The following is a 14061-nucleotide window of genomic DNA, read 5'->3' on the forward strand; positions in this document are numbered from 1 at the left end:
GTCCCAAGACGGGGCGGCGTTCACGCAGCCGAAGCCGCACTGGCCGAAGGTCGTCGGCTTCATGGTCGCCAGCTTCCCCCTGCGCCTGGTCCAGTTCGTGCTGCTGGTGACGCTGGCCGCGGTGGGCATCGGCACGGTGGTGGTCTGGGTCGGCGTCCCGCTGCTGGTCCTGGTCACCGGGCTGACCCGCTGGTTCGGCGACGTGGAGCGCCGCTGGGTCCGCAAAACGCTGGACACCCCGCTGCCCGACGCGGTGCGCCTGCCGCAGGAGGGCACCTGGCTCCAGCGCTGGCGCACCCGCCTCACGGACCAGACCACCTGGCGCGACTTCGGTTACCTGATGCTGGCGCTGCCGCTGGGCATCGTGGAGTTCGCGCTCGGCATCGCCGGAATCGTGCTCTTCCCGATCGCGATCTGGGTGCTGCCGTGGGTCGCCTGGTTGCACGGCAACCTCGCGCTCTCCCTGCTCGGCCCGCCGCGCAACCAGCAGCTGGCCGCCAAGGCCGAGCACCTGCAGGCTTCGCGGGCCCGTGGCGTGGACGCCGCCGAGGCGGAACGCCGCCGGATCGAGCGCGACCTGCACGACGGCGCGCAGCAGCGGCTGGTGTCCGTGGCGATGAGCCTCGGCCGCGCGAAGTCCAAGTTCGAGAACGACCCCGAAGCGGTGCGCGAGCTGATCGACGAAGCGCACTCGGACGCGAAGCTCGCCGTCTCCGAACTGCGGGACCTGGCCCGCGGCATCTACCCGGCCGTGCTCGGCGACCGCGGCCTCGACGCGGCGCTCTCGGCGCAGGCCGCGAAGTCCCCGGTGCCGGTGGAGGTCTCGGTCGACGTCCAGCCGCGCCCGCCCGCCGCGGTGGAGACCACGGCGTACTTCATCGTCGGCGAAACGCTGACCAACATCGCGAAGCACTCCGGTGCCACGCAGGCGGTGGTGAAGGTCTGGCGCACCGAAGACCGGGTGATCGTGGAGATCACCGACAACGGGCACGGCGGTGCCGAGGTGCGCACCGGGGGTGGGCTCGCGGGCCTGGCCGACCGGGCTGCCACGATTGACGGCGTCATCACCGTCGTCAGCCCGCCGGGCGGCCCCACGGTGGTCCGCTCGGACCTGCCGTGCACCTGGTGAGCAGGCCCGTACCTGGGGAGCCTGAAGGACTATGCGTGTCGTCATCGCCGAGGACGCGGTCTTGTTGCGAGCGGGGATCCAGCGGTTGCTGGCCGACGAGGGCATCGAGACGGTGGCCGCCGTGGACAACGGCGACGACCTGCTCGTCGCGGTCAAGGAACACCGTCCCGCGCTGGCGATCGTCGACGTGCGGATGCCGCCGACCTTCACCGACGAGGGGCTGCGGGCCGCGCTCGGCGCGCGTGAGCTGATCCCCGGACTGCCCGTGCTGGTGCTTTCGCAGTATGTGGAGGAGAGCTATGCGGTGGAACTGCTGTCCGGTGGGGCAGGCGGAGTCGGCTACCTGCTCAAGGAGCGCGTCGCGGACGTCGCCGACTTCCTCGACGCGGTGCGGCGGGTCGCCGGCGGCGGCACGGCGATCGATCCCGACGTGATCGCCCAGCTGATGGCACGCGGCCGCAAGAACCCGCTCGACGCGCTCACCGCGCGCGAGTCGGAGGTGCTTGGGCTGATGGCGCAGGGCCTGTCGAACACCGCGATCGCCGGCACCCTCGTCGTCTCGCACGGCGCGGTGGAAAAGCACATCGGCAACATCTTCGCCAAGCTCGGCCTGGAGGTCTCCCCCGAGGAACACCGCCGGGTCCGCGCCGTGCTCACCTACCTCGAACGCGGCTGAGCCGCCACCGGGGACACCCAAGCTCACCCGTCTGAGGGCGGCACCGCTGGATCACCTCACCTACCATTAGCGGACGCTGTCGCCGGTGAGGAGGAGAACGGATTGTCCGCACACTCAGAAGAGTGCGTCCGCTTCTTCGGCGGCCCGCTCGACGGCCGGATCCAGGAGATCGGTGACACCGAACCGGTGCGCGGCACCGTGATGCGGCACGTCCACCTCCACGACGGCCCCAAGATCGAGACCCACTACGAACTCGACTACAACGCCGAGAGCGGCTGGGAGTACCGCCTGCGCCCGGCCGGCGAGGTAGGGCCAGCCCCACCGCGGAACTAGGAAAACCCGAACCCGGATACGGCGGCTCACCCCGCTGTGCCGAAGGGCCGGATTGACCAGGCTCTTCAGGCATGCAGACGAGCACAACCCGTCCGAAACGGGACCTCTTCCTCGACGTCGTGCGGGCCGCCGCGATCGCCGGTGTGGTCGGCCAGCACTGGCTGATGCCGGTGCTGGGGTACGCGGACGGGCGACTGGCCACCGGGAACGCGCTGGCCACCCCCGGCTGGTGGGTGATCACCTGGCTGTCCCAGGTGATGCCGCTGGTGTTCTTCGCCGGTGGCGCAGCGAACCTGATCTCGCTGAACGCCGCCACCAGCAGCCGTGACTGGCTGGCCGCCCGCGTGCAGCGGCTCCTCCTGCCCGCGCTGCCGCTGTTCATGGTCTGGCTCGTCGTGCCCGAACTGCTGCGTGCCTTCGGCATCCCGGAGCAGCCGCTGGAGGTGGCCGGCGCGATCGCCGCGCAGTTGCTCTGGTTCCTCGCGGTGTACCTGGTGACCGTGCTGGTCACGCCGCTGATGGCCGCGGCGCACCGGCGCTGGGGTCTGCGGGTGCCGGTGGTCATGGCGGTCGCTGGGGTGCTCGTGGACGTGGCCCGCTTCAACGACCTCGGCCTGATCGGGTACGCCAACGCCGTGTTCGTCTGGCTCGCCGTGCACCAGATCGGTTTCCTCTACGCCGACGGCCGCCTCGGCTCGCTCGGCAGGCGTGGTGCGCTGACCATGTCCGCCGCCGGTTTCGGGGTCACCGCGCTGATGGTCGCCTTCGGCCCGTACCCGGCGAGCATGATCGGCATGCCGGGGGCGCCGGTGTCGAACATGAGCCCGCCGAGCGTGCTGCTGGCCGCGCTGGCCGTGGGGCAGATCGGCCTGCTGCTCGCGCTGCGCCCGGCCATCGGCCGCTGGGCCGTGCGCCCGCCGGTGGCGGCCGCCCTGCGCTGGCTCGGCCCGCGGTTCATGAGCGTGTACCTGTGGCACATGCCCGCGCTGGTGGTCGTCGCCGGGGTGTCGGTGCTCGGCTTCGGTTACCGGACCCCGGAACCCGGCAGCCTCGCCTGGCTCGTCGCCGCCCCGCTCTGGCTGGCCGCGACCGGGCTCGTGCTGGCCGGGCTGCTCCGCGTCTTCGCCCGCTTCGAGGTCCGCAAGCTCGACGGCGGCCCGATCGCCCCGACCGCGCAACTGGTGCCGGCCGGGCTGGTCGCCTCCGGTGGACTGCTCGGCCTGGCCGCGACCGGCTTCACCACACCGGCCGACAGCGGTCAGCTGGCCGGGCCGCTGCCGTGGGTCTTCCTGGTCACCGCGGCCTTCCTGCTGGCGGGCAAGCCGCTACGGCGCAAGGCCCAGCAGGCGCGCCGGGGTGTCGTGCAGCACCTGCCGCAGGAACCGCTCCCCCAGCCGGTCGTCGGCAGCCGCCCATGAGGCGACGGCCCGCAACTGGGTCGCGTAGGAGTACGGGATGTTCGGGAAGTCGGTGCCCAGCACCACCCGTTCACCGAGGCCGGCCAGGCTGGACACCCAGCCGGCCGGCATCGGCATCATCGCCTCGGTGAACGGCACGCCGACCATGGTGGTGTCGAGGTACACGTTCGGGTACCGCCGCACCAGGTCGACCGCCGCTTCGTACTCGGGCATGCCGGCGTGGGCGAGCACCGCGGTCAGCCGGGGATGCCGTTCGAGGACCGCGCCGAAGACGTCCAGCCCGGTGTGCGCACCCCGCAGCGGACCGTGTCCACAGTGGACCACCACCGGGAGCCCGGCGTCGGCCAGCGTGCCCCAGGCCTTGTCGAGCAGGTCGTCGCGCGGGTCGTAGGCCCCCACCTGGACGTGGGCCTTGAAGCAGCGGGCGCCGGCGCGGACCGCCGAGTCCACATAGGACGCGGCGGACGGCTCCGGGTACAGGGTCGCGGTGGGCACCGCCTCCGGCACGCGCGCGCCGAAGTCCAGCGCCCATTCCGAAAGCCATTCGGCCATGCCCGGCTTGTGCGGGTAGACCAGCGGCGCGAACCGCAGCACCCCGAGCGAGCGGAGCACGTCCAGCCGCTCCGGCTCGGGCAGCCGGTAGTGGATCGGCCACGGGGTGCCGTAGTGGCGCTCGGCCTGGTCGAAGTACGACCACACCTTCGCCAGCACCCGCTCGGGCAGGAAGTGCACGTGCAGGTCGATCAGCCCGGGCAGGCCGAGCGAGCGCACCCAGCCCGGGACGTCCGCATCGGACTCCGGGCCGGTGCCGCTCAGTACCGGCCCTTCAGCGCGCGGCCCATCGCCTTGCGCACCTCGCGGTCGGCGTCGCGCTTGGCCAGGTCCTGACGCTTGTCCCAGGCCTTCTTGCCCTTGGCCAGCGCCAGTTCGACCTTGACCTTGCCGTCCTTGAAGTACATCGACAGCGGGACCAGGCTGAGCCCGCTCTCCTTGGTCTTGCCGATCAGCTTCTCGATCTCGCCCTTGTGCAGCAACATCTTCCGGGTCCGGCGGGGCATGTGGTTGGTCCACGTGCCCTGCACGTACTCGGGGATGTGCACGTTGCGCAGCCACACCTCGCCGTCGTCCACCGTGGCGAACGCGTCGGCCAGTGAAGCCTTGCCCTCACGCAGGCTCTTCACCTCGGTACCGACGAGCACGAGACCGGCTTCGTAGGTGTCGAGGATGGAGTAGTCGTGCCGAGCCTTGCGGTTCGACACGATCACCTTGTGACCACGTTCCTTGCCCATGTTGACAACTCTACGTGATTCTCATCGGCACGACACCGGCATTAATGCCGCACGTACAGACGCAGCGTGACGTACCCGGTGACCGCGGAAATCAGGATGGACACCCCGAGCAGGACCGGCGCCACCGGGCCCAACACGTCCAGTGTGGTCACCGGCGGGATGATCCCGCCCGCCGAGGTCAGCAGCGTGTCGAAGAACAACATCTTGCCCACCAGCAGGAAGACGATCGCGAGGATCGCACCGACCACACCGGCGACCACCGCCTCCAGGAGGAAGGGCAGCTGCGTGTACCACCGCGTCGCGCCGACCAGGCGCATGATGCCGACTTCGGTTCGCCTGGTGAACGCCGAGACCTGGATGGTGTTGGAGATCAGCAACAACGCGGCGAAGGCCTGCAGCAGCGCGACCACGAAGGTGATGTTCCGGACCACGTTGAGCCCGTTGAAGAACCGCTCCAGGAACACGTTCTGGTCGTCGACCTTGTCCACCCCGGGACGGCCGGTGTACTCCTTGACGATCACGTCACTGCGGCTCGGGTCCTCGAGCTTGATGTGCAGCGAGGCGGGCAGCGACTCGGGGCGCGCCAGCTCGACCAGCTCCGGCTGGCCCTCGAAGATCCGCTTGAACCGCTCGAAGGCGTCCTGCCGGTTCTCGAACACCACGGAGTCGACGCCGGGCTTGCTGTCCAGCTCGGCGCGGAGGCCGGAGCACAGCTGCTGCGAGCAGTTGGCGTCACTGGCGCTGACGTCGTCGGTGAAGTAGACGGTGACTTCGACGTCGTCCTGGTAGTTCGTCTGCATCTTGTCGATGGTGGTGACGATCAGCAGACCGCCGCCCAGCATGGCGAGCGAAACCGCCGTGGTGATCACCATCGCGATGGTCATCGTGATGTTCCGGCGCAAGCCGGTGACAACCTCGCTGAACACAAAACTGGCACGCATCGGGGTGGCTGTCCCTTGGGGGTCGGGGGCGAGGGGGGTGCGGCGGTACGGCGGTCAGCGGCCGACGCCGTAGACCCCGCGGGCATCGTCGCGCACGACCCGGCCGAGCTGCAGCTCGACCACGCGGCGGCGCATCGAGTCGACGATCGAGTGGTCGTGGGTGGCCATCAGCACGGTGGTGCCGGTGCGGTTGATCCGCTCCAGCAGCAGCATGATGTCCTGGCTGGTGTCCGGGTCCAGGTTCCCGGTCGGCTCGTCGGCGAGCAGCACCAGCGGCCGGTTGACGAACGCGCGCGCGATCGCCACGCGCTGCTGCTCACCACCGGAGAGTTCGTTGGGCAGGCGGTCGGCCTTGCCGTCGAGGCCGACCAGTTCGAGGACCTCCGGCACCACCTTGCGGATGGTCTGCTTCGGCTTGCCGATCACCTCGAGCGCGAACGCCACGTTCTCCGCGACGGTCTTGTTGGTCAGCAGCCGGAAGTCCTGGAAGACGCAGCCGATGGTCTGGCGCAGGCGGGGGACCCTGCGCCGGGCCATCTTGGCGACGTCGAAGTTGGAGACCAGCACACGGCCCTGGGACGGCACCTCCTCACGGAGGAGCAGCCGGAGGAACGTCGACTTACCGGACCCCGACGGGCCGATGAGAAAGACGAACTCGCCCTTGTCCACCTCGACGGACACCCGTTCGAGGGCCGGGCGGGTCGAGGTCTTGTAGACCTTGGATACCTCTTCGAGCCGGATCACGGTGCGTCATCCTACTCAGGTCACCCGTTAAGCCTAAGTTGCCCACCACCCGAACGGGGCTCAGGCGTGCTCGCTCTGCTTCCGCCAGCGGATGCCGGCCTCGAGGAAGCCGTCGATGTCGCCGTCGAGCACGGAACTGGGGTTGCCCACCTCGAACTCGGTACGCAGGTCCTTGACCATCTGGTACGGGTGCAGCACGTAGGAGCGCATCTGGTTGCCCCAGCTGGAGCCACCGTCCTTGAGCGCGTTCAGCTCGGCGCGCTCTTCTTCCTTCTTGCGCTGCAGCAGCTTGGCCTGGAGCACCTTCATCGCGGCCGCCTTGTTCTGCAGCTGCGACTTCTCGTTCTGGCAGGAGACCACGATGCCGGTCGGCACGTGCGTGATGCGCACGGCCGAGTCGGTGGTGTTCACGCTCTGCCCGCCGGGGCCGGAGGACCGGAAGACGTCCACGCGGATGTCCTTCTCCGGGATGTCGACGTGGTCGACCTCCTCGACCTCGGGCAGCACCTCGACGTGGGCGAAGGAGGTCTGGCGGCGGCCCTGGTTGTCGAACGGCGAGATGCGCACCAGCCGGTGCGTGCCCTGCTCGACCGAGAGCGTGCCGTAGACGTACGGGGCGCTCACCTTGAAGGTGGCCGACTTGATCCCCGCCTCTTCGGCGTAGGAGATGTCGTAGACGTCGGTCGGGTAGTCGTGCCGCTCCGACCAGCGGATGTACATGCGCAGCAGCATCTCGGCCCAGTCGGCCGCGTCGACGCCGCCTGCCTCGGACCGGATGGTCACCACGGCGTTGCGGTCGTCGTACTCGCCGGAGAGCAGGGTGCGCACCTCGAGCGCGGCGATCTCCTGCCGCAGCTTGACGAGGTCGCTCTCGGCTTCGGCCTTGCTGGCGGTGTCGTCCTCCGCCTCGGCCAGCTCGTAGAGCACCCCGAGGTCGTCCACCCGCTGGCGCAGCTCGGACACCCGGCGCAGCTCGTTCTGCTTGTGGGAGAGCTGGCTGGTGATCTTCTGCGCGGCCTCCGGGTTGTCCCAGAGATCGGGTTTCGACGCCTCCTGCTCCAGCGAGGCGACGTCGGCCCGCAACGCGTCCAGATCCATCACCGACTCGATCTGGGCCAGCGTGCCGGCGACATCCTTCAGCTCTGCTTCAAACTCGACGCTCACGCCGCCCCACGTTACGGGAATCCCCGGCGGCGTTCGCGGCCGGTTGCGCACAACCGGCCGCGAATTCCGCCGTTCAGGCCTGCGGGATCGCGTCGACCAGCTTGAGGGCCGCCTTCGCGTGCGCCTGGCCGAACTCGGCCACCGCCTTCGCGTAGGGGTCCTCGGCCGCCTTGATCGCCGCCTTGGCCGCGTCGAGGTCCTCGGCGTAGGCGCCACGGGCCTGCTCGACGAGGCTCGCGCGCTGCTTGGCCGTCAAGGTGCCGGCGTGCACCAGGCGGAGGATCAGGGGGCTGCGAAGGTGGTCGGGCCCGGCGTCCGAAGACAGCCACGCCTTGAAGGCCTTCTTGCCCGCGGCGGTGATGACGTACTGCTGACTGGAGCGCGGTCCCTGCTTGCCGAGACGGACCAGGCCTTCCTTCGCCAGTGCCGGGAGTTCCCGGTACACCTGGCTGCGCGTGACGCTGAAGAAGGCGCCGAATCGTTCCTCCGCTCCCGCGACGAGCTGCCCGCCGGTGGCCGGGCCGTCGTGGAGCAGACCGAGCAGGGCTGCGGCTGTTGCATTTAAATCGGACACGCCTTCTACGTTCCCACTCCGCCCCTGTTCTGTCCACAGTGGCCAGCCGTTCAGTCCACAATGGCTAGTTCACTTCGGCCGGAAAACCCCCTTTCGGCCTAGTCTTTCGATCAGTCCATAATGGACAAACAACCAACGTCAACTTCAGGTGACAGCTGCGCGCAGGGCGCTGACCAGGCGAAACGGCACCACACCGCTCGGTCGGCCGGTGGTTCGACCGCCGGCCCGCTCAGCTAGGTCACGTTCCTGTGTCCACAAAACTTGCACCAGGTGCGAATACACGCACCCCGTGCGAGAAGGACTGTCCACTCGCCACCCCTACAGCCCAATATGGACTCGGCGGCCACCGCAGGCGCACGGGCGGACACGGAGCGCGAACGCTCCTGGCGCCGGCCGCGAAGGCGGATACGAAAAAAGAGAGACCCGGTTCGCCGAAACGAACCGGGCCCCTCTCGTGGTAGCGGGGACAGGATTTGAACCTGCGACCTCTGGGTTATGAGCCCAGCGAGCTACCGAGCTGCTCCACCCCGCGTTGCAAAAACAAGATTACAGGGCGCATCCCACCGCTTGACACCGGGGGTACTTAAGGACGTTTCCGCAGGTCGAGGGCAGGTTCCCTCTTCAGAGGGAGATCGCTCGCCCGCGAGACGGAAGCGCCGGAACCCCCGCGCGGCCGACGCTGAGCCGGTGAACACGACAAACACGCGCCGCTGGGCCGTCGCCCTCGGCTGCTGGATCCTCGGCTACGGAGCCGTTCGGCTGTTCGTGGCGCCTCCCGGCGGGGTCCGCCACGCGGACCTGTCCGCGGTCCCCGCTTGGGCTGTCGCGGCCATTTGCGCACTCGGCGCACTGGTGGCCTTCGCGCCGCGGGTCAGCCGCGCCGTGGTGCTGGCGGGCTGGGTGGTCGCGGCGACGTTGTCGGCATTGGGCTTCGTGCTCGTGCTCGACCTGGTCGCCCTCGCCCTGCCCGGACTCGATCTCCCCTTCGAACTCCGGCCGTTCCTCCTGCGACTCGGCTGCGCGCTGAGTGGACTCGCGTTCGCCAGGCTTGCGGTCGCGCTCCGGCGGCAGCTCCGCGGTGGCTGCCCCGACTGCGGACGGGTCGGCGGTGTCAGCCGCCTGGCCGTCCGTCCGCGGTGGGCACTGGCGGCCGGGTACGCCGCGGTCGCCGGGTGCGCCCTCCGATTCGGCGCGCAAACCCTTTACCAGGACCAAATCCCGCTGGAAATGAGTCCGTCGTGGTGGATCTTCGTCGGCGGCATGCTGGCCGGCGGCACGCTGCTGCCGCTGGCACTGGTGCACCGCTGGGGCGAGGTCTGGCCGCGCTGGGTGCTGCCGCTCGCCGGCCGTCGCGTGCCGCGCCTGGTGCTGTTGCTCCCGGCCGCGTTGTTCGCCCTCGGGCTCGTGTCCTACTTCGGCGCGTTCGGTCTCGTCGAGCTCCTCGTGGACTGGATCTCCGGTGAACCGGTCGAACAGGCGCTCTTCCTCTGGCTCGCGGTGCTCGGCTACCTGGCGTGGGGCCTCGGCCTCGGCGGCGCGGCGATCGCCTACCACGCGCGGACGCGGTCCGGCTGCGCTTCCTGCGCGGTGCCCGCACCGTCCACAGCGGACCGGACGGGTCAGCCGGCGTAGATCCGGGAAAGCCCGTTGACCAGATCGGTCATCCGCGCACGCAACTCCGCCGGCTCGAGCACCTCGACGTCGGGGCCGAGCCGGAGCAGCTCGCCCGCGGAGTGCTCGGCCGATTCCATCGGGATCGTGCCGGTGACCCAGCCGTCCTCCCCCGGCTCGCCGGCGGACTCGGCGAACGCCTTGACGACGTCGGCCGCGTAGTTGTCCGGGAACCGTTCCACACCCGACGGCGACAGCCGGATCACGGCCTCGCCGCGCTGCCTCCTGGCGAGGAAGTCGGCGCGGTAGGACGACCAGTACGCGGCGAGGTCGAAATCCGCGGGACGGTCGAAGCTGTCGCCTTCGGAGCTGTCGAGGATCTGGTTCACCCGGTAGGTGGCGATCCGCTCGCCGCTGCCCGCCACCAGGTACCAGCGACCGGCCTTGAGCACGAGGCCGTACGGGTGCAGCGTGCGCTCGACGTCCCGCGGCTCGCGCCAGCGGCGGTACCGGACGCGCAGGGCCCGCTGCGTCCACACCGCCTCGGCGACGGCCGCCAGGTGGGGCGTCTCCTCGGCGTCCGAGTACCAGCCAGGAGCGTCCAGGTGGAACCGCGCGGCGATGCGTCCCGCGCGCTCTCGGAGCTCCGCAGGCATCGCCGCGAGCACCTTGAGCTGAGCCGCCCCGGCCACCTGCCCCAGCCCCAGCTCCGCCGCGGGCCCCGGCAAGCCGGTGAGGAACAGCGTCTCGGCCTCTTCGGCGGTGAGCCCGGTCAGGCGCGTGCGGTAGCCGTCGAGCAGCTGGTACCCGCCCGCCGGTCCGGCGTCGCCGTACAGCGGGATCCCGGCGGCGTGCAGCGACTCGGCGTCGCGGTAGATGGTGCGCACGGAGACTTCGAGTTCCTCGGCCAGCTCGCGCGCGGTCATCCGGCCGCGTGCCTGCAGCAAGAGCAACATCGACACCAGCCTGCTGGCCCGCACGATCCCCTCCCGGAAACGCGAAAGAGGGCCGTGTCCGTGGACACGACCCTCTTTCCCTCTGTAGCGGGGACAGGATTTGAACCTGCGACCTCTGGGTTATGAGCCCAGCGAGCTACCGAGCTGCTCCACCCCGCGTTGTGACACCTACCTTACGCCCCGGTTTCCCGGGGCGTGAGGCGGGTGCCCCAAAGGTGTCGAACTACCCCCCGGCCGGCGGCTGGGCGGCCGCCTTGGCCTGCTCGTACCGGGTCGCCGCGGCCTCCAGGTCGGACAGCGCCTGGCCCTGCGCGACGAAGTCACCCGACTGCTGCGCCGCCTTCAACCTGGTCAGCGCCGCGTCGATGTCGGCGACCGCCTGGTCGATCTGCGGGTTGCCGGTGTTCGGCGGCAACGGCACGTTCTGCCCCGGCGTCGACGGCGGGGTCGACGGCGGCGGCGCGTTCGGATCGGTCGCCGGCGGCGGTGTCGCCGGCGGCGTGGTGGGCTGCGTCGGCCCGGTCGCCGCGTCACCGGTACCCGGTCCGAACACCTCGTCGAGCGCCTGGTTCAGCGTCGGCGCGAACCCGACCTTCGACCCGTACGAGACGAGGACGCGGGCCAGCTGCGGGAAGCTGTTCGCGTTCCGCTGCTGGATGTAGATGGGTTCGACGTAGATGAACCCGTCCGCCAGCGGCAGCGTCAGCAGGTTGCCGGGGATCACGTTGACGCTCTGGTTGCCCAGCAGCGTCCGCTGTTCGGCGAAGTCCGGGTCACTCTGGAACCGGTTCTGCACCTGGACCGGACCGTCGTTCTGGTTGCTGCCGTCACTGGGCAGCCTCAGGACTCTGATCTGGCCGTAGTCCTCCGGTTCGGATGACACCGACACCCACGCCGCCAGGTATTGCCGCTGCAACGCGGTCAGCGAACTGGTCAGCTGGAACTTCGGTTCGGTATCACCCGGCGCCTGCGCCATCACGTAGTACGCCGGCTGCTTCGGCCCGTTCGCGCTCGGGTCGAGGCCACCCTCCTTGGTCGGGTCCGGCGGCACGCTCCAGAACGTCTGGGTCGAGAAGAACTCCTGCGGGCTGCCGACGTGGTACTTCGACAGCAGCTCGCGCTGCACCTTGAACATGTCCTCCGGGTACCGGAAGTGCTCGCGCAGGCTCTGCGAGATCTCCGAACTCGGCTTCACGATGCCGGGGAACACGTTCTTCCAGGCGTTCAGCACCGGCTCGTTGTCGTCCAGCGCGTACAGCGTGACCGTGCCGTTGAACGCGTCCACGGTGGCCTTGACCGAGTTCCGGATGTAGTTCAGCGAGCTGTTCTGCTGCCTCGCCACCCCGGAGAGCGAGTCCTGCGTGGCCGCGCCCAGCTGGGTCTGCTGCGCGTACGGGAAGTTGTTCATCGTGGTGTAGCCGTCGACGATCCACTGGATCTTGCCGTCGATCACCGCCGGGTACGGGTCCCCGTCCACGGTCAGCCACGGGGCCACCTTGCTCACGCGGTCCCGCGGGTCGCGGTTGTACATGATCTTCGAGCCTTCGCTGATGGCGTCGGAGAAGAGGATGTTGCGCTCCCCCTCGTTCGCCGCGAAGACCAGGCGGTTGAACCAGCCGTCGATCGGCACGCCACCGGAGCCCTTGTAGAGGTAGCTCCGGTCGGAGGCGGTGTCGAACTCACCCGGCGCCTTGCCCTGCTGCCCGCCGACGATCGCGTAGTCGGTGGCCAGTTCGCCGTAGTAGACGCGGGCCTCGTCGACCCGGATGCCGGAGCCGGTCGGGTTGACCGTGTCACTGGTGGTGGCGATCGGATAACCACCGTCGGAGTTGCCCTGCCCGGTGGCCGTGGCGTCCCCGACCGCGCGGTCGATGGTGTTCGCGGGAGCCGCGACGAAGCCGTTCCCGTGGGTGTAGACGAGGTGGCGGTTGATCCAGGTCCGCTGGTTCTCCGCGAGGCCCTCGGTCTTGATCTCCTTCGCGGCGACGATGTAGTCCTGCCGCTTGCCGTTGACCTCGTAGCGGTCGACGTCCAGTTTCTCCGGGAAGCCGTAGAAGTTCTCGCGGCCCACGCGCTGGGTGAAGGTCGGGGTCAGCACGTCCGGGTCGAGCAGGCGGATGTTCGGGATGGTGCCCTTGTCCGCCCGCACCTCGGCCGGGGTGGCCGTGGTCTTGCCCGTGTAGGCGTCGTACTTGACGTCCCCCAGGTCGAACGCGAACTTCGTGGCGTCCATGTTCCGCTGGATCGACTGCGCTTCCTTGTCGTTCGCGTTCGGGCGCACCGAGAACTGCTCCAGCACGGCGGGCCAGGCGGCGCCGACCAGGATGCCGGACAGGATCAGCAGCACCAGCGCGATCGCCGGGAGCTGGATGTTGCGCAGGAACGCGCCGACGAAGAAGGCGATCGCGCAGAACACCGAGATGCACAGCAGGATCAGCTTCGCCGGCAGCACCGCGTTCAAGTCGGTGTAAGTGGCACCGTAGAACAGCGGGGCGTTGCGGTCGGAGAAGAGCAGGTTGTACCGGTCGAGGAAGTACTCGACCGCCTTGAACAGCACGAACGTGCCGATGGTGATCGCCAGCTGCACGCGGGCCGGGCCGGCCATCTGCCCGCCCTTGCCGGCCAGCCGGATGCCGCCGAACAGGTAGTGCGCGAGCAGCGCGCCGACGAAGGCCACCGCGATCGCGACGAACAACCAGCCCAGCAGCCAGTTGTAGAACGGCAGGTCGAAGGCGTAGAAGCCGACGTCGTTGCCGAACTCGGGATCGGTCTGGCCGAAGTTCGTGCCGTTGAAGTAGAGCTGGACGCGCTGCCAGGCGTCCTGGCCGGAGAACCCGGCGATCACCCCGGCGAGAACCGGGATGCCGATGCCGAACAGCCGGATGCGCGCCACCACGGTGGAGCGGTACCTGGCCAGCGGGTCGTCGGCGCCGGACACCGGCACGAACACCGGCCGGGTGCGGTAGGCGATGGCGAGGCTGAGCGCCAGCATGCCGCCGACCAGCAACCCGATCGCGAAGAACAACCCGATCCGGGTGTACAGCTCGGTGGTGAACACGTTCCGGGCGCCGACCTCGCCGAACCACAGCCAGTCGACATAGGTATCGAGGAGTCTCGCCCCCAGTAGCAGCGCCAGCACGACAACGGCCGCGATGATCAGCAGTATCCGGCTGCGCTTGGACAGTTTCGGCAGGCTCACGGGGGGCCGAGTGGCCACTGCACACGC

The 14061-nt window shown here is 69.4% G+C and carries 13 protein-coding genes and 2 tRNA genes; 5 read left to right on the top strand and 10 right to left on the bottom strand.

The window, feature by feature from the left end; translation table 11 throughout:
- The first annotated feature begins 61 nt into the window (after positions 1 to 61).
- From JOM49_RS42535 to JOM49_RS42550, 4 genes are all read left to right on the top strand, one after another.
- Positions 62 to 1129 carry a sensor histidine kinase gene (locus JOM49_RS42535; protein WP_372444243.1) on the top strand — a complete coding sequence of 356 codons (1068 nt, stop codon included), beginning with the start codon at positions 62 to 64 and terminating at the stop codon, positions 1127 to 1129.
- A gap of 31 nt (positions 1130 to 1160) precedes the next feature.
- Positions 1161 to 1805 (top strand): response regulator transcription factor, encoded by a 645-nt coding sequence (locus JOM49_RS42540; protein WP_209670554.1) that lies wholly within the window; start codon positions 1161 to 1163, stop codon positions 1803 to 1805.
- A 102-nt stretch (positions 1806 to 1907) separates the two neighbouring features.
- Positions 1908 to 2138 carry a DUF8847 domain-containing protein gene (locus JOM49_RS42545; protein ID WP_209670555.1) on the top strand — a complete coding sequence of 77 codons (231 nt, stop codon included), beginning with the start codon at positions 1908 to 1910 and terminating at the stop codon, positions 2136 to 2138.
- 71 nt (positions 2139 to 2209) lie between these two features.
- The gene (locus JOM49_RS42550; RefSeq protein WP_209670556.1) at positions 2210 to 3556 is read left to right on the top strand and encodes an acyltransferase family protein; all 1347 of its coding nucleotides are present in this window, start codon (positions 2210 to 2212) and stop codon (positions 3554 to 3556) included.
- On the opposite strand, the gene JOM49_RS42555 is transcribed toward JOM49_RS42550, so the two are convergent.
- From JOM49_RS42555 to JOM49_RS42585, 7 genes are all read right to left on the bottom strand, one after another.
- The gene (locus tag JOM49_RS42555) at positions 3464 to 4327 is read right to left on the bottom strand and encodes an amidohydrolase family protein (RefSeq protein WP_282773451.1); all 864 of its coding nucleotides are present in this window, start codon (positions 4325 to 4327) and stop codon (positions 3464 to 3466) included. The genes JOM49_RS42550 and JOM49_RS42555 overlap by 93 nt on opposite strands.
- A gap of 41 nt (positions 4328 to 4368) precedes the next feature.
- Positions 4369 to 4845: an SsrA-binding protein SmpB gene (gene smpB / locus JOM49_RS42560; RefSeq protein WP_209670557.1), complete on the bottom strand. Its 477-nt coding sequence runs from the start codon at positions 4843 to 4845 to the stop codon at positions 4369 to 4371.
- Positions 4846 to 4886: 41 nt separating this feature from the next.
- The gene (gene ftsX, locus JOM49_RS42565; protein ID WP_209670558.1) at positions 4887 to 5786 is read right to left on the bottom strand and encodes a permease-like cell division protein FtsX; all 900 of its coding nucleotides are present in this window, start codon (positions 5784 to 5786) and stop codon (positions 4887 to 4889) included.
- 54 nt (positions 5787 to 5840) lie between these two features.
- Positions 5841 to 6530: a cell division ATP-binding protein FtsE gene (gene ftsE / locus JOM49_RS42570; RefSeq protein ID WP_209670559.1), complete on the bottom strand. Its 690-nt coding sequence runs from the start codon at positions 6528 to 6530 to the stop codon at positions 5841 to 5843.
- Positions 6531 to 6590: 60 nt separating this feature from the next.
- Positions 6591 to 7694 carry a peptide chain release factor 2 gene (gene prfB, locus JOM49_RS42575; protein ID WP_209670560.1) on the bottom strand — a complete coding sequence of 368 codons (1104 nt, stop codon included), beginning with the start codon at positions 7692 to 7694 and terminating at the stop codon, positions 6591 to 6593.
- Between the two features lie 73 nt (positions 7695 to 7767).
- Positions 7768 to 8268, bottom strand: a complete 501-nt coding sequence (locus JOM49_RS42580) for a PadR family transcriptional regulator (RefSeq protein WP_209670561.1) — start codon at positions 8266 to 8268, stop codon at positions 7768 to 7770.
- Between the two features lie 455 nt (positions 8269 to 8723).
- Positions 8724 to 8800 (bottom strand) — tRNA-Met (locus tag JOM49_RS42585).
- Between the two features lie 155 nt (positions 8801 to 8955).
- Here JOM49_RS42585 and JOM49_RS42590 point away from each other — a divergent pair.
- Positions 8956 to 9900 carry a hypothetical protein gene (locus tag JOM49_RS42590; protein ID WP_209670562.1) on the top strand — a complete coding sequence of 315 codons (945 nt, stop codon included), beginning with the start codon at positions 8956 to 8958 and terminating at the stop codon, positions 9898 to 9900.
- Here the strand turns inward: JOM49_RS42590 and JOM49_RS42595 are convergent.
- The 3 genes from JOM49_RS42595 to JOM49_RS42605 all read right to left on the bottom strand — a co-directional run bounded on the left by JOM49_RS42595 (position 9888) and on the right by JOM49_RS42605 (position 14052).
- Positions 9888 to 10859 carry a helix-turn-helix transcriptional regulator gene (locus tag JOM49_RS42595; RefSeq protein ID WP_209670563.1) on the bottom strand — a complete coding sequence of 324 codons (972 nt, stop codon included), beginning with the start codon at positions 10857 to 10859 and terminating at the stop codon, positions 9888 to 9890. The genes JOM49_RS42590 and JOM49_RS42595 overlap by 13 nt on opposite strands.
- Before the next feature lie 61 nt (positions 10860 to 10920).
- A tRNA-Met gene (locus JOM49_RS42600) sits at positions 10921 to 10994 on the bottom strand.
- A gap of 64 nt (positions 10995 to 11058) precedes the next feature.
- Positions 11059 to 14052 carry a UPF0182 family protein gene (locus tag JOM49_RS42605; RefSeq protein ID WP_282773447.1) on the bottom strand — a complete coding sequence of 998 codons (2994 nt, stop codon included), beginning with the start codon at positions 14050 to 14052 and terminating at the stop codon, positions 11059 to 11061.
- Between the last annotated feature and the right edge of the window lie 9 nt (positions 14053 to 14061).

Origin of the sequence: Amycolatopsis magusensis (assembly GCF_017875555.1) — a bacterium.
Classification (GTDB): domain Bacteria; phylum Actinomycetota; class Actinomycetes; order Mycobacteriales; family Pseudonocardiaceae; genus Amycolatopsis; species Amycolatopsis magusensis.

Bases quoted from the DNA above. Each gene is read 5' to 3' on its own strand.
- JOM49_RS42540 (WP_209670554.1), top strand. From the start codon at position 1,161: ATGCGTGTCGTCATCGCCGAGGACGCGGTCTTGTTGCGAGCGGGGATC.
- smpB (WP_209670557.1), bottom strand. From the start codon at position 4,845: ATGGGCAAGGAACGTGGTCACAAGGTGATCGTGTCGAACCGCAAGGCT.
- JOM49_RS42550 (WP_209670556.1), top strand. From the start codon at position 2,210: ATGCAGACGAGCACAACCCGTCCGAAACGGGACCTCTTCCTCGACGTC.
- ftsX (WP_209670558.1), bottom strand. From the start codon at position 5,786: ATGCGTGCCAGTTTTGTGTTCAGCGAGGTTGTCACCGGCTTGCGCCGG.
- JOM49_RS42535 (WP_372444243.1), top strand. From the start codon at position 62: ATGGTCGCCAGCTTCCCCCTGCGCCTGGTCCAGTTCGTGCTGCTGGTG.